The sequence below is a fragment of the Frankia sp. CgJB1 genome (assembly GCF_977947065.1).
In genome coordinates, this window is sequence record NZ_CDWTNB010000003.1 from 1 (window position 1) to 23,289 (window position 23,289).

Annotated in this window: 19 protein-coding genes, 1 pseudogene and 1 riboswitch; of the genes and pseudogenes, 9 read left to right on the forward strand and 11 right to left on the reverse strand. The window is 71.6% G+C overall.

Features of this window, described 5'->3' with window-relative positions; translation table 11 throughout:
• A partial coding sequence (locus tag AC08OT_RS00745) for an RNHCP domain-containing protein (RefSeq protein WP_476602458.1) occupies positions 1–362 on the reverse strand: 362 nt, incomplete at its 3' end.
• Between the two features lie 318 nt (positions 363–680).
• Between AC08OT_RS00745 and AC08OT_RS00750 the strand changes: the two genes are divergently transcribed.
• The 4 genes and pseudogenes from AC08OT_RS00750 (at position 681) to AC08OT_RS00765 (ending at position 4,332) form a co-directional block, all read left to right on the forward strand.
• The gene (locus AC08OT_RS00750) at positions 681–1,019 is read left to right on the forward strand and encodes a DUF3263 domain-containing protein (RefSeq protein WP_476594540.1); all 339 of its coding nucleotides are present in this window, start codon (positions 681–683) and stop codon (positions 1,017–1,019) included.
• 8 nt (positions 1,020–1,027) lie between these two features.
• Complete coding sequence (locus AC08OT_RS00755; RefSeq protein WP_476595087.1) at positions 1,028–1,690, forward strand: LytR C-terminal domain-containing protein; 663 nt, start codon at positions 1,028–1,030, stop codon at positions 1,688–1,690.
• A 69-nt stretch (positions 1,691–1,759) separates the two neighbouring features.
• A complete protein-coding gene (otsB, locus tag AC08OT_RS00760; RefSeq protein WP_476602459.1) occupies positions 1,760–2,608 on the forward strand; it encodes a trehalose-phosphatase in 849 nt (282 codons plus the stop codon).
• A 201-nt stretch (positions 2,609–2,809) separates the two neighbouring features.
• Positions 2,810–4,332: pseudogene (locus tag AC08OT_RS00765) on the forward strand (alpha,alpha-trehalose-phosphate synthase (UDP-forming)).
• A 63-nt stretch (positions 4,333–4,395) separates the two neighbouring features.
• Here the strand turns inward: AC08OT_RS00765 and AC08OT_RS00770 are convergent.
• The gene (locus AC08OT_RS00770; protein WP_476602460.1) at positions 4,396–5,193 is read right to left on the reverse strand and encodes an HAD family hydrolase; all 798 of its coding nucleotides are present in this window, start codon (positions 5,191–5,193) and stop codon (positions 4,396–4,398) included.
• Between the two features lie 214 nt (positions 5,194–5,407).
• Positions 5,408–5,524: riboswitch (SAM riboswitch) on the forward strand.
• 8 nt (positions 5,525–5,532) lie between these two features.
• On the opposite strand from AC08OT_RS00770, the gene thrC reads away from it, so the two are divergent.
• The 3 genes from thrC to AC08OT_RS00785 all read left to right on the forward strand — a co-directional run bounded on the left by thrC (position 5,533) and on the right by AC08OT_RS00785 (position 9,871).
• Entirely contained in the window at positions 5,533–6,810 is a 1,278-nt protein-coding gene (thrC, locus tag AC08OT_RS00775; protein WP_476593859.1) for a threonine synthase, read from the forward strand.
• Positions 6,811–7,144: 334 nt separating this feature from the next.
• The gene (groL, locus tag AC08OT_RS00780) at positions 7,145–8,767 is read left to right on the forward strand and encodes a chaperonin GroEL (protein ID WP_476593858.1); all 1,623 of its coding nucleotides are present in this window, start codon (positions 7,145–7,147) and stop codon (positions 8,765–8,767) included.
• 558 nt (positions 8,768–9,325) lie between these two features.
• Positions 9,326–9,871: a Uma2 family endonuclease gene (locus AC08OT_RS00785; protein ID WP_476593857.1), complete on the forward strand. Its 546-nt coding sequence runs from the start codon at positions 9,326–9,328 to the stop codon at positions 9,869–9,871.
• Between the two features lie 17 nt (positions 9,872–9,888).
• Here AC08OT_RS00785 and AC08OT_RS00790 read toward each other — a convergent pair whose 3' ends face one another.
• The 9 genes from AC08OT_RS00790 to AC08OT_RS00830 all read right to left on the reverse strand — a co-directional run bounded on the left by AC08OT_RS00790 (position 9,889) and on the right by AC08OT_RS00830 (position 20,000).
• Complete coding sequence (locus AC08OT_RS00790) at positions 9,889–11,529, reverse strand: DNA repair helicase XPB (RefSeq protein ID WP_462186148.1); 1,641 nt, start codon at positions 11,527–11,529, stop codon at positions 9,889–9,891.
• A gap of 270 nt (positions 11,530–11,799) precedes the next feature.
• A complete protein-coding gene (locus AC08OT_RS00795) occupies positions 11,800–14,343 on the reverse strand; it encodes a helicase-associated domain-containing protein (protein WP_476594447.1) in 2,544 nt (847 codons plus the stop codon).
• A gap of 54 nt (positions 14,344–14,397) precedes the next feature.
• Complete coding sequence (locus tag AC08OT_RS00800) at positions 14,398–14,913, reverse strand: hypothetical protein (protein ID WP_476594446.1); 516 nt, start codon at positions 14,911–14,913, stop codon at positions 14,398–14,400.
• 498 nt (positions 14,914–15,411) lie between these two features.
• On the reverse strand, positions 15,412–15,645 hold the full coding sequence (locus AC08OT_RS00805) for a hypothetical protein (RefSeq protein ID WP_476594445.1): 234 nt from the start codon (positions 15,643–15,645) through the stop codon (positions 15,412–15,414).
• Between the two features lie 1,048 nt (positions 15,646–16,693).
• Positions 16,694–17,131 (reverse strand): DUF3180 domain-containing protein, encoded by a 438-nt coding sequence (locus tag AC08OT_RS00810; RefSeq protein WP_476593694.1) that lies wholly within the window; start codon positions 17,129–17,131, stop codon positions 16,694–16,696.
• Positions 17,128–17,733: a 2-amino-4-hydroxy-6-hydroxymethyldihydropteridine diphosphokinase gene (gene folK, locus AC08OT_RS00815; protein ID WP_476595091.1), complete on the reverse strand. Its 606-nt coding sequence runs from the start codon at positions 17,731–17,733 to the stop codon at positions 17,128–17,130. Before folK ends, AC08OT_RS00810 begins: the two co-directional genes overlap by 4 nt.
• Before the next feature lie 4 nt (positions 17,734–17,737).
• Positions 17,738–18,205 (reverse strand): dihydroneopterin aldolase, encoded by a 468-nt coding sequence (gene folB / locus AC08OT_RS00820; protein ID WP_476593696.1) that lies wholly within the window; start codon positions 18,203–18,205, stop codon positions 17,738–17,740.
• Positions 18,202–19,137, reverse strand: a complete 936-nt coding sequence (gene folP / locus AC08OT_RS00825; RefSeq protein WP_476593697.1) for a dihydropteroate synthase — start codon at positions 19,135–19,137, stop codon at positions 18,202–18,204. The genes folB and folP overlap by 4 nt, the downstream gene beginning before the upstream one ends.
• The gene (locus tag AC08OT_RS00830; RefSeq protein WP_476593698.1) at positions 19,134–20,000 is read right to left on the reverse strand and encodes a GNAT family N-acetyltransferase; all 867 of its coding nucleotides are present in this window, start codon (positions 19,998–20,000) and stop codon (positions 19,134–19,136) included. The genes folP and AC08OT_RS00830 overlap by 4 nt, the downstream gene beginning before the upstream one ends.
• An 851-nt stretch (positions 20,001–20,851) precedes the next feature.
• Between AC08OT_RS00830 and AC08OT_RS00835 the strand changes: the two genes are divergently transcribed.
• Together AC08OT_RS00835 and AC08OT_RS00840 are read left to right on the forward strand one after the other, a co-directional pair.
• Positions 20,852–22,282: a hypothetical protein gene (locus AC08OT_RS00835; RefSeq protein WP_476602461.1), complete on the forward strand. Its 1,431-nt coding sequence runs from the start codon at positions 20,852–20,854 to the stop codon at positions 22,280–22,282.
• Positions 22,283–22,317: 35 nt separating this feature from the next.
• Positions 22,318–23,262, forward strand: coding sequence for a phosphotransferase family protein (locus AC08OT_RS00840; protein WP_476595094.1), 945 nt, complete (start codon positions 22,318–22,320; stop codon positions 23,260–23,262).
• Positions 23,263–23,289 lie beyond the last annotated feature (27 nt).

Consider the following 23,289-nt stretch of genomic DNA (forward strand, 5'->3'; position numbering starts at 1 on the left):
GGGCCCGGCAGCCCTGGGGCCGGCAGCCCTGGGGCCGGCAGCCCTGGGGCCGTCGCCGCCTGCGCGACCGCGGCGGCGACCGCCAGCAGCGTGTCGCGATCGTCCGCCGGAGCGGACCGGTTGCGGCGCCGATGCCCGCACCGCTCGCAGACGTGCGTGATGACCAGATCGTGCGTACGGCTCTCCACCGCGACCGGCCGCATCACACCGCCGCACCGCGCCGCCCGATCGCCGGGGTTGACGTCGACGTGCCGCGACGACAGACAGGACGGGCAGTGGTTGGTGTACCCGTCACCACGCACGGCCGTCCCGCAGACCAGGCAGACGAAGTCCTCGGTGGTGCGGGTGAAGCGCCGGCTCACCGGCCAAGAGTAGGTCACCACACGGCGTGCCCCGCCTGCCCGGAGGCCAATCGGTGCCAATCGGTGCCAATGACAGCCAATCGGGGCGCTCTGACCTGGCCGGAACTCTGACCTGGCCAGGACCAGGTGGGAGCCTCCCGCGAGCGTCTCATCAGATCCGCGTCGGGCGGCCGGACCGCGGGCGGAACGTGTGTTGCCAGAGACGCCGAGGATGTCGGACCCACGGGGTGAAATAGTGGGCGGCGCACCATACCGGGCGTGGTACGTCGGCGCACTATCGCGCCCATCGTCCCGGATGCGTCCCGAGGAGGTCCCGCTGTGGAGGCAGCACACCCTCTACCGCCCGAGAGCCTGCCGCCCGAGAAACCAGCGCCCGAGAAACCAGCGCGGGCGGACGTCCCACCCAACGAACTGTCCGATCGCGACCGTCGCATGTTGCGCTTCGAGCAGGGTTGGTGGCGTCACCCGGGAGCCAAGGAGGAGGCGATCCGGGCCGAGTTCGGGCTGTCATCAACACGCTACTACCAATTGTTAAACCGGGTGATCGATTCGGAAGCCGCGCTGATAGCCGATCCGATGCTGGTCCGCCGGCTGCGCCGGCTGCGGGAGCAACGTCGGGCGGCCCGATCCGGCCGACGTGACCGGGCCGAGGGGTAAGACCACGCATGACACCTGCCACGAACGCACCGCCGCGGCGTCCCCACCGGCGGCGCCCGGACCGGCTCCACACCCTCGGCGCGGGCGTCGTCGCGGTTCTCGCCGTACTCGCGGGCATCCTGGTGGTCAATCTGCTGAACGGCCCGTCCGACGCGGACGGCTCCACCACCCAGGTCGCGGCCCCGACGCACTCGGCGCAGCCGGGCACGGACCAAGCCGGCGGCGGCCGGACCACTCCGGCCCCATCGCCGCACCGCGCGGCGGCCACGTCCCCGGCCCCCGGCCCGGGGGCCACGAAGACAGCGCCGGCGTCCCTGGAACCGACGCCGGCGCCGTCCGCGTCCACCGCGACGAAGCCGCCGGCCCCGCCGGGACCGAAGGCCACGGCCCCGGTGGTCGTCCTGAACAACTCGCGGGTCGCCGGGCTCGCCGAGGTGGCCGCCAAGCAGGTCGAGTCGGCCGGGTTCCGGGTCGAGCGGGTGGGCAACTACCAGTCGATCTACAACGTCCCGGTGACGACGGTCTTCTACGACGCCGACGCCGCCCGAGCCCTGAAGGAGGCGATGCCGGGCATCGAGAGCATCGTGCCCCAGTCGAAGACCAGAATCGTCTCCACCGACGCACTGATCCTGATGATCACCCGCGACTTCCCCGCCCGCCCGGAAAAATGATCACTTGACCGCCGCGCCACGCTCCTCACCGGCGCCCGACCACCTCGCCCCGTGACCGAGGAAGGCCCAGTGACCGAATCCGCGCCACACAGCCCACCCGCCCCCCGCACACCCGCCGGGGGCGCTGGACTCGCCGCCCTGCTCACCGCGCCCGAACGCGCCCTGATCGCCCTCGACTACGACGGCACCCTCGCTCCGATCGTCCCGCGGCCGTCGGACGCCGTCCCGGCGCCGGGGGCGATGGAGGCGCTGCGCCGGATCTCCCATGAGGTCGGCACCCTCGCCGTCATCACCGGACGGTCGGTGGACTCGCTGCTGGAACTGACCGGGCTGGAGAAGATCCCCGACTTCGGGAACCTGATCATCCTTGGCCAGTACGGACTGCAGCACTGGGACTCGGGCAGCCGCGCGATCAGCAGTCCCGAGCCGCTGCCCGGGGTCGCCGCGGTCCGCGCGGCGCTGCCCGAACTGCTCCGCGACGCCCCGGTCGGCACCGCCGTCGAGGACAAGCACCAGGCGCTGGTGGTACACGTGCGGCGCACCGCCGATCCGGACTCGGCGCTCGCCGCGCTCACGCCGGCGTTGACGGCCCTAGCTGAAGACCATGGGCTGGAGGCGGCGCCGGGCAAGCGAGTGCTGGAACTGCGTCCGCCCGGGCACGACAAGGGCGGTGCGCTGCGCGAGCTCATCGCGGCCCGCCAGGCGCGCTCGGTGCTGGTCGCCGGGGACGACTACGGCGATCTGCCGGCATTCGAGGCCGTCGACGAGCTACGGGCGGGCGGGCTGCCCGGTATCACCGTGTGCAGCGACAGCCCGGAGGTCCCGGACGTGATCCGCGAACGCGCCGACCTGGTCGTGGGCGGGCCCGCCGGGATGGTCGCCCTGCTGGAGGTGCTGGTCGAGCGGCTCAGCGGCTGACCGCTCGTGCCCTCTTCGCTCATCCCCATAGGGCGCGCTCAGCCCGCCCCCCGGGGCTCACCCCACCGGCATCCCTAAGCCAACGGCATTTCCGTGAGACATCTGTCGCCGATTCGTGAGCCTCCACCGCCAGACAAGACGATCTTGATGGACCGGCGTACAGGGCTGAGCGGATGGCCTACTCTCCGCAGTGTGCGTCGGATGCCGGGAGCCGAGGAAGACACCCTGCCGCGGCTGTGGCCGACTGGCACCGCGCGGGTGCTGGTCGCCTCCAACCGGGGGCCGGTGGCGTTCGCCGTCGGGGACGACGGGAAGCTGCGGATCCGGCGGGGCGCCGGCGGCCTCGTCAGTGGCCTCAGCCGGGTGGCGGCCGACGACTGTGACGGTCCGATGGCGTGGGTGTGTGCCGCCCTCAGTGACGCCGATCGCCGGGCAGCGCGTTCCGCGCCCGCCGGCCGCCTCGATCTCGCCGGCCACGACACCGGCGGCGCCGCCGTCCGGATGCTCGACGTCGACCAGGTCGTCTTTGACCGCGCCTACAACGCAGTCGCGAACCGCACGCTCTGGTTCATCCACCACCTGCTCTACGCGCCGGCGTCGCAGCCGGTCTTCGGCCCGGCGTTCCGCCGCGACTGGGAAGCGTACGAGACCTACAACGAGATGTTCGCCCAGGCCCTCGCGCACGAGGCCGCCCCGGGCGCCTCGGTGCTGATCCAGGACTACCACCTGACCCTGGTCGCCGCCCGGCTGCGGGCGCTGCGGGCGGACCTGCGGATCGCCCACTTCAGCCACACTCCCTGGGCACCGCCGGAGTACTTCCGGATACTCCCGGACGACGTCAGCGAACAGATCCTGCGCGGCATGCTCGGCGCCGACCGGCTCGGGTTCCTCACCGACGCCTGGGCCGACGCGTTCCAGGAATGCTGCCGCGACCTCCTCGGACTGCGGATCGAGCGGCGGGCGGTGACCGTCGGGACGGCCGGGCCGGGACGGGAAGCCGGGCGGCACCGGACGGTGCGGATCGGGGTACATCCGCTCGGCGTCAACGCGGACGAGCTGCACGGCCGGGCCGCCGCCACCGACGTGGCCGCCCGGGCCGCCGAGCTGGTCGACCTGGCCAGCGGGCGGCGGCTCATCGTCCGGGTCGACCGCACCGAGCTGTCCAAGAACATCGTCCGCGGTCTCGACGCCTACCGGGAGCTGCTGCGCACCCGTCCGGAATGGCGCGGCAAGGTGATGCACCTGGTCTGCGCCTACCCGTCACGGCACGATCTGCCGGAGTACCGGGAATACACCGCCGCGGTGCAACGCCTAGCCGCGGAGATCGAGGACGAGTTCGCCACGGACACCTGGCTGCCGCTGCGGCTGGAGATCACCGACGACTGCCCCCGGTCGATCGCGGCCCTCTCGCTCGCGGAGGTGCTCGTCGTCAACCCGATCCGGGACGGCATGAACCTCGTCGCCAAGGAGGGGCCGATCGTCTCGATCAGGGATGCCTCCTCGTGCTCTCCCGGGAGGCCGGAGCCTGCGCGGAGATGGGCACGGCGGCGCTGGTCGTCAACCCGTTCGACATCCAGGCGACCGCGCGGGCTCTGCACACCGCCCTGACGATGCCCGCCCCCGAGCGGCGCCGGCGCGCCGAGGAGCTGGCCGCCGTCGCCGGGCGGCTGCCGCCCCAGCTCTGGTTCACCGACCAGCTGCACGCCCTCGCCGCCGACCGGTGACCGTCCGGTCTGCCCTGCCGGTGCCGAACGTCGACGCGCGGACGGCGTTCAGGCGGACCGCGTTCAGGCGGCGACGGCCGCTCGCACCGCGCTGGCCCAGCCGGCGCCGACCGGGCCCGCCTCGACCGTGACGTTGTCGTACCGCGCCAGCAAGGCGGCGATGTCCGGGTGCCGCACCGCGTTCGCGACCAGGTGCATCCGCCCGACATGGGGAGCCATGGCCAGGTCGCTGGCGGAATCGCCGATGGCGATCGCCTCGGCCGGTGACACCCCGCGCCGCTTGAGGTCGTAGGCGACCGCGTCCCCCTTGCCCACACCGTCCGGGACCAGATGGTAGACATGCGGATTCACTCCGAGATCAGGCATGTGGACCGGCGAGATCAGCCCGTTGTCGCGCATGCTCAACCAGGGGAACCCGGTCTCGGCGAGCCAGCCGTCGACCTCCGACACCTCGATCTTCCCGCGAAGCATGACGTCGACCTCCCGGCCGGAGTGCGAGGGGGTGTGCAGCTCCAGCCGCCCGGGGTAGCGCTCGACCATCCGGTCGAGCAGGTACTCCGGTACCTGGTCGAAGTCGGGCGGCATCGCGCCGCGCAGGATCTCGCTGTCGCGCCCCTCGTTCCAGCCGACGATCGCGCCGAGCTCCCCGATGAACCCGTCCGCGCCGAAGATCGCCACGGCCTCGAGAAGCTGCGGACGGGTACGCCCGCTGACCAGGACCAGCGCAACGCCGGCGCCGTGCAGCTCGGCGAGCGCACGAGCCGGCTCCAGGGTGATCGCTCCCCCCTCCGCCCGGAAGAAACAACCCTTGGGACCGACCATCGTGCCGTCAAGATCGGTATAGACGACGCGGATACTCACTGTTACAGACTCCCTGGCTCTGGCGTGATCGGGTCGATCTCCGGGCATGGGGGCGCGCGCGGCCGGTGCGAGCGGGCAGGACCCGCCCGCACCGGTGAGACCACACCGAGAAACCTCCGACCGACCCATATCATGTCCACAACCAGAGGCAACACCGGTGCACGACCACCCGCGCACGGTCTACGGTCTACAGTACGGACAGACAACTTCATCTGGCTCATCCAGAGGGGCAGAGGGAACGGCCCAGCGAAGCCCCGGCAACCACCCGCATCCCGTGCGCGGCAGGTGCTAATTCCGTCCTGGTGGCAGACTGCCCCGGGAAAGATGAGGAGCTTCTTCATGACACTCGCGCCCGAGCGTGCCACCGGTCCCGCCCTCGACGTCGCGAACCCCGCGGTCTCGCTGTCCTGTCGGCACTGCGGCGCCACCTACCCGCTGTCCCCTACGCATGTGTGCGTGGAATGCTTCGCTCCCCTGGAAATCGCCTACGACCCGGACCTGCTGGCTCGAGTGACCCGAGAGTCCATCGAACGCGGTCCGGCGAACCTGTGGCGTTATGTCGGGCTGCTGCCCGCCGGGCATGACCCGGCGCGGCGGGTCTCCCTCGGGGCCGGCTGGACGCCGCTGCGCCCGGCCCCGCGGCTCGCCGCGGAGCTGGGGATGAAGACGCTCTATATCAAGGACGACAGCGCCAACCCCACCCATTCTTTCAAGGACCGGGTCGTCTCCGTGGCGCTCACCGCCGCCCGCGAGCTGGGCTTCACCACGGTCGCCTGCGCCTCGACGGGCAACCTCGCGCAGTCGGTGGCGGCGCATGCGGCCGGTGCCGGGCTGCGCTCGGTGGTGCTCGTACCGCACGACCTCGAGGCCGGCAAGACGGTCTCCACCGGGGTGTACGGCGGGACGCTGGTCGCCATCCAGGGCAACTACGACGACGTGAACCGGTTGTGCAGCGAACTGGCCGGGGAGTACGAGTGGGCGTTCGTCAACGTCAACGTCCGCCCCTTCTACGCCGAGGGGTCCAAGACGCTCGGCTACGAGGTCGCCGAGCAGCTCGGCTGGCGGCTGCCCGAGCAGGTCGTCGTGCCGATCGCCTCCGGCTCGCTACTGACAAAGATCGACAAGGCCTTCGGTGAGCTCGGCCGGCTCGGCCTGGTCGAGCCGGCGCCGTACAGGGTGTTCGGTGCGCAGGCGGCCGGCTGCAACCCGGTGGCCGCCGCGTTCGCCCGCGGCGTCGAGACCGTCGCCCCGGTCCGGCCCACCACAATCGCCAAGTCGCTGTCGATCGGCAACCCGGCCGACGGCCCCTACGCCCTCGACGTGGCTCGGCGGACCGGCGGGGCGATCACGGACGTGACCGACGAGGAGATCATCGACGGGATCCGGCTGCTCGCCCGCACCGAAGGCGTCTTCGGCGAGACGGCCGGTGGCGTCACCGTGGCCACTCTGCGCAGGCTGCTGCGCGAGGGGCTGCTCGACCCGGCCGCCGAGACCATCCTCTACAACACCGGCGACGGGCTGAAGACGCTTGACCCCCTCGTCGAGACGGGCGGACCGACCGCGACGATCAAGCCGTCGCTGCGCGCCTTCGAGGCCGCCGGCCTCGGCGACGACTGACTCGGGCGCAGCACAGCCCGGCACAGCGCATTCGACGAACTTCGTGGACCACGCCGGACCAACGGAAGAGCCACGGACGACGGCGAGGCGCCGCGGGGGGATCGGAGCCGGGCACGCGGAACCATGGGTCAGCTTGCACTCACTCGTGCCGAGTGCTAAACAAGAGCTGGCACTCTCGTCTAGGGAGTGCCAAGGCTGAAACGGCGAGGCTGCCCGATCCGCGCTGTGTCCGAGGTGCATCACCCGGGTCCGGAGCAGGCGGGAGCCGTCCGTCGCGGGCGTCGTTAGGGCCAGGCCATCGAACCTGCCATCCCACTGGGAGGACCCAGAAACCATGCCGAAGATCATTGCCTTCGACGAGGAGGCTCGGCGCGGCCTGGAGCGCGGCATGAACCAGCTGGCCGATGCGGTCAAGGTCACGCTCGGGCCGAAGGGCCGCAACGTCGTGCTGGAGAAGAAGTGGGGCGTACCCACGATCACCAACGACGGTGTGAGCATCGCCAAGGAGATCGAGCTCGAGGACCCGTACGAGAAGATCGGCGCGGAACTCGTCAAGGAAGTCGCGAAGAAGACCAACGACGTCGCGGGTGACGGCACCACCACCGCCACCATCCTGGCCCAGGCCCTGGTGCGCGAGGGTCTGCGCAACGTGGCCGCCGGCGCCAACCCCCTCGGGCTGAAGAAGGGCATCGAGGTCGCGGTCGAGCGCGTCTCCGAGGAGCTGTCCAAGCAGGCCAAGGAGGTCGAGACCAAGGAGCAGATCGCCTCCACGGCGTCCATCTCCGCGGGTGACTCGGCCATCGGCGGCCTCATCGCCGAGGCGCTGGACAAGGTCGGCAAGGAAGGCGTCGTCACCGTCGAGGAGAGCAACACCTTCGGCCTCGAGCTCGAGCTCACCGAGGGTATGCGCTTCGACAAAGGCTACATCTCGCCGTACTTCGTCACGGACGCGGACCGTCAGGAAGCCGTCCTGGACGACCCGTACATCCTGATCGTCAACAGCAAGATCTCCGCGGTCAAGGACCTGCTCCCGCTACTGGAGAAGGTCATGCAGACCGGCAAGCCGCTGGCGATCATCGCTGAGGATGTCGAGGGCGAGGCGCTGGCCACCCTGGTCGTCAACAAGATCCGCGGCACCTTCAAGAGCGTCGCGGTGAAGGCCCCCGGCTTCGGTGACCGCCGCAAGGCGATCCTGGGCGACATCGCCATCCTGACCGGTGGTCAGGTCATCTCCGAGGACGTCGGCCTCAAGCTCGAGAGCACCTCGCTCGACCTGCTCGGCCGTGCCCGGAAGATCGTTGTCACCAAGGACGAGACGACCGTCGTCGAGGGTGCCGGCGACCCCGACCAGATCGCCGGTCGGGTCAGCCAGATCCGCAACGAGATCGAGAAGTCGGACTCGGACTACGACCGCGAGAAGCTCCAGGAGCGGCTCGCGAAGCTGGCTGGCGGCGTCGCCGTCATCAAGGTCGGCGCGGCCACCGAGGTCGAGCTCAAGGAGAAGAAGCACCGCATCGAGGACGCGGTGTCCAACGCGAAGGCCGCCGTCGAGGAGGGCATCGTCGCCGGTGGTGGCGTCGCGCTGCTCCAGGCGTCGATCACCGCCTTCGAGAAGCTGGACCTGTCCGGCGACGAGGCGACCGGTGCCAACATCGTCCGGCTCGCGCTCGAGGCGCCCATCAAGCAGATCGCCTTCAACAGCGGTCTCGAGGGCGGCGTCGTGGTCGAGAAGGTCCGCAACCTGCCGACCGGCCACGGCCTGAACGCGGCCACCGGCGAGTACGTCGACCTGATCGGCACCGGCATCATCGACCCGGCCAAGGTCACCCGCTCCGCCCTGCAGAACGCCGCGTCGATCGCCGGCCTGTTCCTCACCACCGAGGCCGTCATCGCTGACAAGCCGGAGAAGAACCCGGCCCCGGCAGTCCCGGGCGGCGGCGGCGACATGGACTTCTAGTCCAATTCGTCACCTGCTGTACCCTGCACCACCGTCTGGCCGAGGGCGGCTCCGGTTCTCCCGGGGCCGCCCTCGTGCGTTCGCCCGTGCATCACAGCCGAGGCTCCGACGGCTACCCCAGGAAGCTCGCCGAAGGCGAGCTGACGGAAACCCCGCCTCCACCCTGATGCCAGGGGTCCCCGCACTGCGCCGAAGGCCCCGTGCGGGGCAAGGCTCGCCCCCGCGGACGGGAGGTTCCGCGAGGGCGAGCTCTCCGGCGTGGGAGCGGGCGCCGCTCGGGACGGAGCGAACGCCGGAAGGCACTCCCAAAGGCGATCTTTCCAAGAACGCTCTTCTCGGCCGCCATCGACGGCGATCAAATTACCAGCGGGTAATCCAAGAGACAAGAGCTTTATGTCACTCCTTTTGAACAATTCGAAGGTCACCTTCGTTAGACTTCGACCTTTTACCGCGACACGGACAATTAACGCATGCCAGCTTTAGACAGCGGCCACGGCGACAGGCACGATAGCCCTCGTGGTTCAGGCCCCCGCACAGCCGCGCTCCCATCGCCCCTCGATGACCGTTCCCACTCCCCCGGTCACCGTGGAAGATCTCGACACAGGCGGACATGATGACGCTCGGTTCGAACTCCTGGACGGCTTGTGCGTCCTGCGACCATGGCCGACACCGCTGCGGGCCCGCGTCACGGCGCGCCTGGTCCGGATCCTGGCGGGCACGGCCTCCTCCGGAGCTCAGATCCTGCCGGCCGGGATCGGGGTGGAGCTGTCCCCCCGCAGTCTGCTCGTGCCGGATGTCGTGGTAGCGGCGAGCGGTGACACCGGCCGTCGGCTCCGGGGCACCCCGTCCCTCGTCATCGAAGTGGCCGACGCCAGCACCCGGCGCTACAACCGCACCCTCAAACTCGATCTCTACCGGCAACGCGGCGTGCCGTCCTGCTGGCTGATCGACCCGGACACCGCCACCATCGAGGCGTACGACCTGGTCGCCGATGCGTACCTCGCCACCCGCACGGTCAGCGGGAAGGAGACCTTCACCGCCACTCAGCCCTTTCCGGTGGCGATCCAGCCGGCCGAGCTAATCGACCCGCCCGACTCGGAGTGATGGCGCGACCCCGACCGCTACCCCAGGACGTCGTCGGCGTCGACGATGGTGTAGGCGTAGCCCTGCTCGGCGAGGAATCGCTGGCGGTGTGCCGCGTACTCCTGGTCGAGGGTGTCGCGGGCCACCACCGTGTAGAAGTGCGCCGTGCGGCCGTCGGCCTTGGGGCGCAGCACCCGACCGAGCCGCTGGGCCTCCTCCTGGCGGGAACCGAACGTGCCCGAGACCTGCACGGCCACCCCGGCCTCCGGCAGGTCGATGGAGACATTCGCGACCTTGGAAACGACCAGTGTGGTGATCTCCCCGGTCCGGAACGCCTCGAATAGCCGCTCCCGTTCCCGGTTACGGGTGGAACCCTGGATGACCGGGGCGTCCAACAGCTCCCCGAGCTCGTCGAGCTGGTCGAGATATGCGCCGATCACCAGCACCCGGTCATCGGAGTGCCGGCGGACGAGACGTTCCACCACCGCCCGCTTGCTGCGGGCGGTGGCACACATCCGGTACCGCTCCTCCGGCTCGGCGACGGCGTAGGCCATCCGCTCGTCCTCGGTGAGCGTGACGCGCACCTCGGTGCACTGCGCCGGCGCGATCCAGCCCTGTGCCTCGATCTCCCGCCACGGGGCGTCATACCGCTTCGGCCCGATCAACGAGAAGACGTCGCCCTCCCGGCCGTCCTCCCGGACGAGGGTCGCGGTCAGGCCGAGCCGACGACGGGACTGGATGTCGGCGGTCATCCGGAAGACCGGCGCCGGGAGCAGGTGCACCTCGTCGTAGACGATCAGACCCCAGTCCCGGGCCCCGAACAACTCCAGGTGCAGGTATTCGCCCTTACGCCGGGCCGTCATCACCTGGTAGGTGGCGATGGTGACCGGCCGGATCTCCTTGCGCTCCCCGGAGTACTCGCCGATCTCCTCCTCGGTCAGCGAGGTGCGGCGCAGCAGCTCGTGCCGCCACTGCCGGCCGGCCACCGTGTTCGTGACCAGGATCAGCGTGGTCGCCCCGGCCTGGGCCATGGCCGCGGCGCCGACGATGGTCTTCCCGGCACCCGCGGGCAGCACGACGACCCCCGACCCGCCCTCCCAGAACCCGGCTACCGCACCCTTCTGGTAGTCGCGCAGCTCCCAGCCGTCCTGGCGCAGTTCGATCCGGTGCGCCTCGCCGTCGACGTAACCGGCGAGATCCTCCGCCGGCCACCCGAGTTTGAGCAGCGCCTGCTTGAGCCGGCCGCGCTCGGAGGGGTGCACGGCGATTGTGTCGTCGTCGATGCGGGAGCCGAGCATCGGCACGACCTTCTTGGCCCGGGCCACCTCGACGAGCACCACCCGGTCGAGAGCACGCAACACCAGCCCGTGGGCCGGGTCGTTCTCCAGGCGCAGCCGACCGTAGCGATCCATCGTGTCGGCGATGTCGACAAGCAGGGCGTGCGGCACGGCGTAACGGGAGAAGCGAACCAGCGCATCGACAACCTGCTCAGCGTCATGGCCGGCGGCACGGGCGTTCCACAGCGCCAGCGGCGTCACCCGATAGGTGTGCACATGCTCCGGAGACCGTTCGAGCTCGGCGAACGGAGCGATGGCCGACCGCGCCTCGGCAGCACTCGGATGCTCGACCTCAAGCAGCAACGTCTTGTCCGACTGGACGATCAACGGGCCATCCGTCACCCGCCACCGCCCTTTCCGTCCGCCGTAGGTTCCACCGTGGGTATCGACCCATTAGTGAACTACCAACACGAGCCGCCCTGCACCAATCGGTGCGGTGCGAGCCACCGGCGTCGCACCGGCACGATCACACCGGCGGCGCGCTGCTCGTTCACCGGCGCCCTTCGACGGTACAGCCGACCACCGACACGGTAATCCAGAGGGGCCGAAGCCCGACTGAAACCACCGCGGGTCCCGCAGGCAGGCGGGCACACCGGCACCGGCCCGCCCGGCTCATGGCGGATCGGCGAGATCCTCCGCGGCGGCCGACCAGTCCGCCGCCACCGGCGGCCCGCCGAACGCGTCGTCGATGTCGGCGACGCCGGTCACCCGGTGCAGGACGAAACGACGCGGGCCGGCGCTGAGTTCGTCCCACGCGGTGAGCCAGCCGCCCTCGACAGCGGTGGGCCGCACGATCCGGTCGCTCGGCGCACCCTGCTGGTCGACGTAGCCCAGCAGCACCCGGCGCCGGTCCCGGACGGCTCCCTGCAGCAGCACCAGGATCAACGGCGCGGACCGGGTGAGCCCGACCTCGATGCCGGGAACCTCACCGGCTGCCCGGACCGCCCGTGCGCTGTCGTCGCCTCGGCGGACCAGCCGGACCACGTCGCGCAGCTGGTTGATCCGGATGCCGGCCACGTCGACCGACGCCACGCGGGGGCGCGCCGGCGTCCGATAGGCGGCGGGCCGGCGCAGCACCACCCGCCCGTCCGGGGCCTCCGCGACCGGTGCGAACCCGGCGGTGCGCAGGCCGACGAGCACCTCCGCGGTCGGCAGTGGGGAGATGACGATCGTCGGCGCGATCCGGCGCAGCCCCAACGCCTGGGTACGCCGGTTGGCGACCACTTCGGCGAGCAGCGCCGTGTCCTCGCAGCGCAGGTAGCTCGCGGCAGGACCAGCCCGCAACCGGCCGTGCCGCCGGGCGGTGTCGTCGATCAGATAGGTGAGGGCCTGCGGCACCCCGCCTCGACCGAGGCGGGCGAGCATCGCGTGGATGTCCTCCGCCACCAGGCCCGAGTCCAGGCCGCGACGCAGCGAGGCCTCGGAGAACCGGTAGACGGTGGCCGCGCCCGCGGACTCGACGTCCGCCATCCGCGCCAGCTCCGCAGCCACCCGGGGTACCAGCGGGCCCGGGGCAACCGCGGTGAGATCCCCCTGCAGCAGCAGCTCCTCGACCGGCTCGGGCAGCAGCGGCGCGAGCGCGTCGGCGAGCCTGGCGCACAGCGCGGGATCACCAGCCGCCGATCGGCTCGGCATGCCCGCGTTCCGCGCCGGATCGGCGTTCTCCGCGTCGAGCTGGGTGGCGAGTAACCGACCGACCGTGCTCGGCGCGCCCCGGCCGGTCAGCCCAAGCAGCTCGGCCTCGACAATCGTTCCGTCGATCATCCCGGCGAGCAGCGTTCCGCCGCGCCGCGGCGCTCGCCAGGTCAACAGGGCACGCAACGACTCCGCGGTCGGCACCACCCCTGCGGGCGCCGTGGCCAGCGCCCGCAGGACCTGGGCACGCAGGTCCTGCGCGGCCGGTCGCCGCACGTCCAGCGACAGGGGAGCGATCTGCCGGCCCCGCTCGTCCCGCTCGCCAACCAGCCAGGCGGCGGTCGACGAGCGCATCCAGCCCTCGACCAGTACGGCCCACCGGGCAGCTACCAGGTCGGTGCCCCAGCGGTCGTAGGCCGTGGTCGGCACGTACTGGACGTCGACCCCCGCGGTCGTGTCGACCAGGCCGGCCGCCGCGGCCAGCTCCACCACGAAGGCCGCGGCCCGCTCGTCGACGTCGAGCAGTTTCGCGGCGGCCCGCAGGTCTCGCACGCTCAACCCGCCGGTGCGCAGCGGGGTGACCGGGCTCGCGCCCCAGGCGTCCAGCAGGGTGGTGACCCACCGGACGAGGGTGTCCGCCGCCAGGGCCGCCGCGGCGTCGGCCGCCGCCACCCCGACGACCTCTCCCTCGACGGCGGGCGGGTGCGGGTGCAGGACCCCGGCCGGATGCTCGCCGCGCACGACCAGCCCAACCTCGCGCGGCAGCTCGACGGTCTCCTCGTCCAATCCGACGAGCAGGCCGCGGGCGAGCAGTTCCTCCACCGGGGTCCGGGCCGCGGGCAACCCCAGCAACCGGCCCGCCTCCGTAGTGGCGCCGAGTGCCGGACCCGCGGCCAGCCGGTCCAGCAGCTGCCGCGCCCGGGAGGAGCAGGCGTCGATCCACTCCCGGACCCGATCCGCGTCCGCGAAGGCGCCGCTCAACGCCTCGATCATCGCTTCCCGGACGGCGAACCCGGTCGCCGTCTCGTCGGCCGCGCCCCGGGGCACCGGCAGGCCGGCCGCGGTCAGGAGCCGGGCGAGCTGGGACTGCCGGTACGTCGTCAGGCAGGCTCGCACGGGACGGCCGAGCCCCAGCGGGCGCACGCCGAGGAGGTCGACGACCATCCCGGTAACCCGCAGCTCGTCGTCGTCGCCCCAGATGAGCCCGAGGTCACGAAGCCGGCCCACCGGCTCGGACACCTCCGGATGCCCGCAGAACCTTGTCAGCTCCGCCAGGGACACCGGCCGGGGAAGGATCGTCAACGCCTCCAGGAGCTCGCAGGCGCCCGTGTCGAGACGTTCCAACGCGCGGGCCACGCTGACCCGGATCTCCAGGCGGGCCGCAAGCACCTCGAAGTCCGGTGGGGGCGGCATCGCCAGGTCCGGCCGTAGGAGGAAGAGCCGGGTCAACGCCTGATCCGGAAGCGCACGCAACCAGTCCACGAGGGTCCCGGGCTGTCCTGAGGCCTCGGCGGCCGGCATCGACACCCTCACGACGGTAGCTGGCGCGGCGCCAGGCCGGCAGGGCGCCGTCGCTCAGCCGGGCCGTGCCGCGTCACCTGGGCGGATGCCGGATTCGCAACCGCGGCGGACACCGGCACCGCGGCGACGGGTGATGGCCCCGCGCGGCAGGTCGTCGTGCCGTCCGGCCGCTCCACCGCCGATCCCGACCCGAGCCGTCCCCACCTGGTCGAGCACCCATCCGCAGCTGGTGTCCCACCGCAGCACCGCGATCGCCGGATCGGTACCGCCCGGCGGGGACAACACCGCGAACGCCCAGTCGGGTGCGCCGGTCGAGGTGCGGATGCCGGTGATGCGCAGACCATCCGGCGACACCCTGGACACCAGCGGGCTGTCGAAGACCGCCGCCGTGATCGCGGCAGCCTCGGCCTCGGTGGGCAGCCGGCCGGGTCCATCGGAGGCGTCCGGGAGCTGCCCGGCCCGGCCGTTGCCGACATGACCCTGCCCAGCCCGGTCCTGACTCACCCGCCCCTGGCCGCCACTGTTCACGGTCAGGGGTGCCGCAGGAGAAGGTGCGGGTCTTGGACGCACGTGGCCTCCCTGGATGCTTTGGCAGGCCAGGACGCGCGCTCGGCCGAACGTCGGCGACCAGGATGCCCGAGACGGGCCTCTTCGCGGCGAGATCGACGGAATGCGACAGACCTACCGATACCGATTTCACACGCCCAGGGCCATCGGATGCAAGAGGATTCGGCAAACTGGGCGCAACCAATTTCGCCGGGACCGCTTCTCCTGCTCCGCCGGCCCGGATGGTCCGCGTGGCCGAGGATCCGCAGGTTACCCGGACATTGATTCGATCATCCTCAATGGAGGCCATAAAGCGACAAGTACGGCAACGATGACAACAATCGCTCTCTGGTCGGCAAACCTCTACGTTGTACGCCATCTTTGCGAACTTTTTGCGGGCCTGAGCCGCGAAGCCCCATCTCCGCCGACGGCGCCCGCCGGGCATGCCCCCGCCGGGCCGCTCCGACGGCCGCGGATCCAGGCAGCATGCCCTGACGACGCCAGGCTCTAAGACGCCAGGCCCTAACGACGCCGGTCGAACTGGTCCACGAGGAAGGACAGATGGTTCACCCGTCCCCAGTCCGCGACCCGGGACATCGTCCCGGCGTCACCGGGCAGGGCCAGTGTCCGGCCGAGCGAGACGCCGACGACGAGGACCGCCGCGAGCACCGCCGCCTGAATCGCGCTGAGTACCGGGTTACGGTGCTGGCGGCCCCCTCCGGCCGGGACTCGGGTACGGGCTCGGCTACCGGCCACGCGGCCACGCGGCCGTGCGGGCGGGCCGGCTCCGGGACGGCGGCGGCGTCACCGGCGGCGGCGTCACCGACATCCGGCCCGTCGGCTTCAGGGCTCCCCCGCCGGCCCTGTCCCAGCGGGTCCGCTCGTGGCCGGCCGGAGGCACCGCCCGGTGACATCCGGTTCGAGGGGCGCCAGGGTTCCCCGGCGGTCCGTGGGTCGTCGTCCCTGATCGCGTGCTGGTACTCGGTGAAGCTGACCTCGTCCAGTAGCCCGGAACCCGGCCGACCGCCTCCCCGGGAGAAGCCGTCCGGGTCCGGAGGAGATCCCCGGTCCAGCCCGGACGGCGCGCGCGGGTCCGGGGGAGACGAGGAATACGCGGGTCGGTGCCGGAGGTCATCGGCCCCACCCGGCGGGGAGACACCCGCACCGCGCGGGTCATGCCAACCGCCGCGTGGATCGTGCCAACCGCCGCGGTGGTCGGGCCGTTCCGCCGGCCCGGGCCTCCTGGCGGATCTCGTCGCCAGCGTGCTGAACGCGACGATCCGGCCCTCGGACGGCTGGCGGCGCCGGGGCACGGCGGTTCCCTCAGCTGCCGGACCCGACCGGATCCGCTCGGTCCGAGCCGCGTTGTCGGGGAGGTCACGCACGGGGTCCGAGAAGTTCCGCGCCGGGTCGTGAACCGGACCGGCGGGTGGGCCGGGATCGGCGCCACCGCCCACCCGACCATGATCTACCCGATCATGATCCACCCGACTGTGATTCAGTCGCGGCTGCACGCGTGTGTCACCGTGCGAGTTCCTGCCCTCAGCGACCACCACCCGCCCCTTCCCGCCCCCGGCGCCCAGGCGCCACGTCACCGCACCATCCACCGACGACATGAACAACGCCGACAATCACCACTCTACGAAGGTGGTCCAGGACAATCCCGACACCGACCACGGTCATATATCGCAATCTATCCCAGAGTAGCCCTGCCAACACGAATCGGCACAGTCAGCCCATCGGTGGTCGCACCACTTTTCGGTGTTCCATCGGAACATTCCGCCCAGAACCAGGGCTGGCCGGGCTAACGCTTCTTGACCCGGCACACCCGTTCGAGGATGAGGCCGCCGGTCAGCAGCACCATCGCCGCGGCCAACCCGAGACCCGCGGTGAGCGCGTCGCCCCCCGCGGTCGGGAACTCCCCCGTGCGGGGCATGGTGTAGCCGAATACACCCGCCCAGAGGCCGGCGAGCGCCGCTCCGACGACGGAGCTCGCCTTGGCCAACGCGGCGAGCCGGGCGACCGTGAGCGGGAGGATCGGGCGCGTTCCCGGCCGTCCCTCCAGCCGGCGGCGGGTCAGGGACGCGACCTGGAGCTCGAGGGCGCCGATCATGAGAACCGACACCGACGCCGTTCGCGGCAGCGTGGGAATCGATCGGTACGCCCACCACAGGAGCAGGTACCCGAGTGCCCCGAACGCCACCGCGACCGCGATGAGATCACGCGCCCGGGTCGGTCTCACCTGGCCGCCTCTCCGGCATCACTGCCGCCGACGGCGGGATCGGTGACGGCACCGGCCCTGGGATCCGCCTCGACGACGAGATCCGCCTCGACCACGAGATCCGACAGCGACCACGGGGTCCGGCGCAGACCGGCCGGGTGCTTCCCCACGGCCATCCGGGCGACCAGATCGGCGACCCGCCTGTGCCCAGGCAGCGTCGCCTCGGGATCAACGTCCAGCCAGGGCACGCAGACGAAGGCCCGCAGATGTGCTCGGGGATGCGGCACGAGGATCTCAGGGTCGTCACTGCGCAGGTCACCGACCGCGATGACATCGACGTCGAGCGTTCGCGGGCCCCACCGGACGGCCCGGACCCGCGCGGCCCGTTCCTCCACCTCGCGGACGACCTCGAGCAGATCACGCGGGGGCGCCGGACGCACCAGGACGACGGCGTTCAGGTAGTCGTCCTGCTCGGGTCCACCGACGGGTGCCGTCTCGTACACCGGTGAGCCGGCGAGCACCCCCAGCGCGCGGTCGAGCCGGTGGACGGCGGCGGACAGCCGGCCCAGACGATCACCGAGGTTGGACCCGAGCGACAGCACCGCATGGTCCGGCCGGGTCATCCGATCACCCGCCATCGGTGGCGACCCCCGCGGCCGCGTCCGGCGCGGTCACCGACTCGACGCCGTCGACCCGGTTCCGGACGATCGTCACCGCGACGTCGGCGAACGGAACCGCGATCGGGGCCGCGGGCTTGTGGACAGTCACCTCGGCCCGCATCACCCGACCGTCCCGCAGACAGGCGCGGACGAGTCGATCGGCGAGGGTCTCAATCAGATTCACGGGTTCTCCGGTAACGATCCCGGTAAGGGTCTCGGCAAGCTCGCCGTAGTGCACGGTGCGGGTCACGTCGTCGTGGGACGCTGCCGAGGAGAGGTCGAGCCACAGCGTGGCGTCGACGACGAACTCCTGGCCAAGATCCCGTTCCGCCGCCAGAACCCCGTGGTGGCCGCGAGCCCGCAGCCCCGACAGGGTGATCCGGTCGAGCGACGTGGCCCTCGGTCGGGAGGCGACCTCCGCCGCGGAACCCGTCACCGCGGAACCCACGGAACCTCCCGGTCTTCCACCCGGCCGGCGTCCACGGCCCAGCCGGGATCGACCTCGGGTCCGTCCCCGGGCCGGTCACCATCGTCCCGCCAGGCGCGCACGACCCGCACGGCGTCGGCGGCCGGCCGGACGGCATGCACCCGCACGCCCCACACCCCGGCCGCGGCCAGCAACGCGGTGGTCGCCTGGGTGGCGTCGTCCCGGTCTGCGACCGGCCGGGCCGAGCCGTTCGCGCCCGCCAGTACCGAGCCGAGAAACGACTTGCGGGACGTGCCGACCAGCAGCGGCCAGCCGAGCGCGAAGAAGGCGTCGATGTGGCGCAGAAGCGTCCAGTTGTGCCGGGCGGTCTTGGCGAAGCCGAGGCCGGGGTCAAGGATGACCCGATCCTCGGCGATCCCGGCGGCCAGCACGGCCTCGAGCCGGTCCACGAGTTCCGCGACCACCTCCGCGACCACGTCGCGGTACACCGCCCGGGACGCCATGTCCGCACTGGTCCCCCGCGCATGCATCAGCACATAGTGCACGCCGCGGTCGGCGACGAGACCGAGCAGATCGGGATCGGCGCCGCCGGACACGTCGTTGACGAGCACTGCCCCGGCGTCGACCGCGGCGGCGGCCACGGAGGCACGGCTGGTGTCGATGCTGACCCGGACGCCCGCGGCGGCGAGCTCGGCCACCACCGGGAGCACGCGACGCATCTCCTCGGCGGCGATGACCCGGGACGCGCCCGGTCGGGTCGACTCGCCACCGACGTCGACGAGATCCGCCCCGTCGTCGACCATCCGCAGCCCGGCCCGGACCGCCTCCAGCGGATCGAGGTAGGTACCGCCGTCCGAGAACGAGTCCGGCGTGACGTTGATGACGCCCATCACCCTGATCAGGCCGCCCGGCACGAGGAGTTCCTCGACGGTCCCGCTCATGGGAGACCTCCACCGGACGTCGCGCCCAGCGGCGCACGGCGGTAGGCGTAGCGGTAGACCGGCCGGAAACCAAGATCGGCGTACAGGCCCCGCGCCGCCGCGCTGATCTCTTCGACCTGCAGATACGCATGAGTGGCGCCTCTGCCCGCCGCCCACTCGGCGAGTGCCGCGATGACCCGGCGGGCCGCGCCCCGGCCACGGGCCACAGGCAGGGTCGCCATGCTGTAGACACCCAGCCAACGGTCGTCCGCGATGCCGCGTCCGACCGCCGCCGGTACGCCGTCCACGGTCAGGGTGATGTAGATGGTGGGCAGCCGCAGCGCCGAGAGCACCGCGAGCGTGCCGGGCCGCTGCACGTTGAATGTCGTCAGCACCTGGCCAGCGACCTCCAGCCACTCATCCGTCGGCGTGGTGGTGACGGTCACCCCCACCGAGCCGGCAGCCGCCGGTGCCCGGTCGGCACCACGCACAAGGTCGGCGAGGGGCGCCGTGCAGACGTCGGTGGGACCGGTGTCGTCGTACCCGGCGGCGTCAAGGACCGCGCCGAGCCCGGTCGGCCGGGAGAAGGGCGTCAGCTGGAAGATCGGCGGCAGACCGGCGGCGGTGTAGAAATCCCGCACCGTGGCGAGCGCCGCGGCGAGGTCGGGCACGTCACCGCGAGCCCAGACTGAGTTGCCTCGCCGGGACGATCCGGCGGACTCGCGCAGCACCCACCCGGCCCGTTCGACCTGGCGCAACGGCGGCCAGGCCCGGTGCGCCTGGTCATCGAGCTCACGGGCCAGGGACGCGTCGGCGGATGGCAGGTTTGCCCGCGGCCCGACTAGTGGATCGGCGGGACGCCGCGCCACGCGGTCATCAGGCACGGCGCGCCGACCACGGCCGGCCTGGTCGACACCAGCTGCGCGGCCTGCCGGCCGGAAAGCACGTCGGGGAGCCATCGATCACAATGCCGAGGCTACCGACCCGAACGCAGGGATGGACGCCGGCACCGATCGGACCAACATCGGGCCCTCCAGCTTCACCTTTTCGGTAATCATGACGAGATGTCATGATTTCAAAGCTATTGCCGCCTCGTTCCCGTTCTGGAGCGGACCGACGGCGGGCCGCATCCCGGCCTCCCTCGGCTCGTCGCCCGGGACCCTCCCGGGCCGGGGCGATGATCCGCAAGCCTGCGCCGCGCGATCCTGTCGGTCCTGCCAGCGCCCCCCTTCCTCGTCCCGCCACCGCCGACCGGCAAACTCCACCGCCGCATCGCACCGCCGCCGGCTCGCCCGCCGAACATGATCGGCAGAGGAAACCTCCGGGTAACACCACGCAGAGCCACGATGACAGGAACTTTGCGCACCAACAACCATCACCCTTCGGCGCAGCCTCCCTCCTACTATTGACCCTACTATTGACAAAGCGAGACACGGGCCAGATCCGGTCGGACCGACCAGAGTGACCGGAGCGACCGGCCGGCGGCAGCGAGGCCGTCGCACGACCGCCGGGAGACTTCGGCCGTTGATCGCTGGATCCGGCCGGACCACCGTCAGGGAGGATGGCGGTCGCGGCACCGATGCGGGCGTGTGGTCTCACTGTGCGCCTCCGGTCGGTCGCTTCTCACAGTGGGCTCTACCCCCCACTACCTTGTCGCCACGGTCACGACCGTGGTGTTATCTGCGTGGTGTTATCTGTTATCTGCGTGGTGTTATCTGAAGGAAGGACGCGCGGCATGCCGCAATCGAGCGGATCTTCACCGACGCGCGGGCCCGACCCCGAGGCCTGGGTCCCGACGAGCCGGTCGGCCCCTCTCCCACCCTGGTGGGCGACCACCGAGTCGATCATCATCCCGCCGGCGCGCACCCCTCCGGACGACCACCCCGAGGACTACGAGCCGCCGCCGCCCCAGCCTTCGATGACGAAGTCCGCAACGAGTCCCACCGATATGTCACCAGTACCTGCGGGCACGCCATCCTTCGGCACTGTGAGCGAAGCACCCTTCGGCGCTGTGAGCGGAGCGATCCCGGCGCAGCCGACACCGTCGTCGGCCCCCCACACCACGCGCCTTGGCGCCCCGGCCCCCGGCGCCTCGGACCGCAGACAGTTCCATCGCTATGCGGGAGCGGCGGTTATGACCGCGATCCTCGCCGAGGGACAGATCATGGAGGTCTCGGACGTCCTCGCGGCCAGTCCGGTCCAGCTCGCTCTGGAACGCGCCGACGATCTGTTCGACGATCTGCTTGACGACCTCCTCGACGCGCACGAGGCGACCCCACCCGCGCACATCCTGGCCCAGACCGAGCGGTTGCGCCGCGGCTTAGAGCGGCTCAGCCGGCGGTCCATCCCCGCCGGCGACGCCCACCGGCGCGACGTGCTGCGGGGGCGGGTCGCCGTGCTGGGTGCGGATGCGGCCTTCAAACTCGGTGACATCGAGACCGCGCGGTCGCTGACGTCGCTCGGCTTCCAGGCGGGGCGCTCGGTGGGTGAGGGTGCGCTTCGCGGCTCGGCCCGGGAAGTCGCGGCCGTCAACGAGTTCTACGCCGGCCGGCCCGACGAGGCGCTCCGCCTTGCCCGGGACGGGCTGACCCACGTCAGTGGCGGTGCCGTGCGGGCCCGACTTGTCTGCCAGGAGGCGCGTGCCCTCGCCGCCCTCGGTGCCGTGCGGGGCGCGGCCCAGGCCCTGGACCGGGCGTACGACCTGGCGGACGCCATCCCGGCAGACCGGTGGGGCCGTCCCGGTCCGAGTTTCGACCAGTTCAATCCGGTCGAGGTGCCCTACAACGCCACGACGGCCCTGTGTCTGCTCGGCCGCCCGCAGGCCGCCCAGGAGCACGCGGATCTCGCCATGCCGAAGCTGGACGGGATGAACGCCCCGGGATTCCGGTCGGTGATCCGCCTCGATCTCGCCCTGGCGCTGGCCCGGCAGGGCCGCCTGGAACTCGACCAGGTCTGCGCGCTGGCCACCGAGGCGATCCAGATCTCCTGGGGGCGAACCGTGGCCTCCGTCTCGGGACGCGCGGATCAGCTGCTCGCGGTCACCCGGCCGCACAGCGAGGTGCACCAGGTGCGGGACCTCGCGGTACTCATCCGGGAGTGGCAGCGCTCCGCGGCGCGGCAGCGGCCCGGCGGGCGCGCGGTTCCCGTGCCGAGCCCGTCGGTCTGACGCCGGCCACCGTACGAGGACCGTACGAGGGTGGAATGGCCGACGGCGGGCGCCCTCCGGCGGGCTCGCCGGACCACGCGCGGTTCACCGCGGAGCGGACTCGCCGCGCCCTCGGCGCGATCTGCGCTGAGGCCGGCCTGGACGACTCGGGCGCCGTGATGATCAAGAGAACCGTGAACGCGGTGTACCGGCTGCCACGGGCCGGCGCGGTTCTCCGGATCATCGGATCGGCCGCGATGGCGCATCGGGTGAGCAAGGTGGTCCGGGTGGCCCGCTGGCTGGCGGAGAACCACGTCCCGGCCGTCCGGCTGCTCCCCGGCGTGCCGGCCCCGGTCACGGCGGCCGGCTTCCTCGCGACGGTCTGGGCCGACGCGACGCCACCTGGCACCCCGCCCGGCGGCCCGGCACCGGACACCACGGAGCTGGCCGGCGCGCTGCGCGGTCTGCACACTCTGGCGCCGCCGGAACCGCCGCTGCCACGCTGGGATCCCCTCGACGACGTCCGCCGGCGATTATCCGACGCCGAGGCGCTCCCCGAGTCCGACCGCCGTTTCCTGGAGAAGATGACCAGCCGGGTCGCGGCGGCTCTGCCCACCATCCGCTACGCGCTGCCGCGGGTCGTCATACATGGGGACGCGCATCTGGCTAACCTCGTGCGGGCCGCGGACGGCCGCGCGCTGCTCTGCGACTTCGACGCTACCTGCCTGGGGCCAGCGGAATGGGACCTGATTCCCGTGGCGGTCGGCCGGCTACGCTTTGGTCATGATCCTCAGGCCCACCTCGACCTGGCCCGGGGCTACGACTTCGACGTCACCACCTGGGACGGGTTCGCCGTCCTGCGGGCGGTCCGGGAACTGAAGCTGGTGACGAGCGTGGTGCCGATCCTGGGGAGCAGCGCGACGGTGGCCGCCCAGTTCCGGGTCAGGATCGACAGCCTGCGCTCCGGCGACACCGGCGTCCGCTGGTCCCCCTACCGTTGACGCCTCCCTCATCACCCTCGCTGTCAG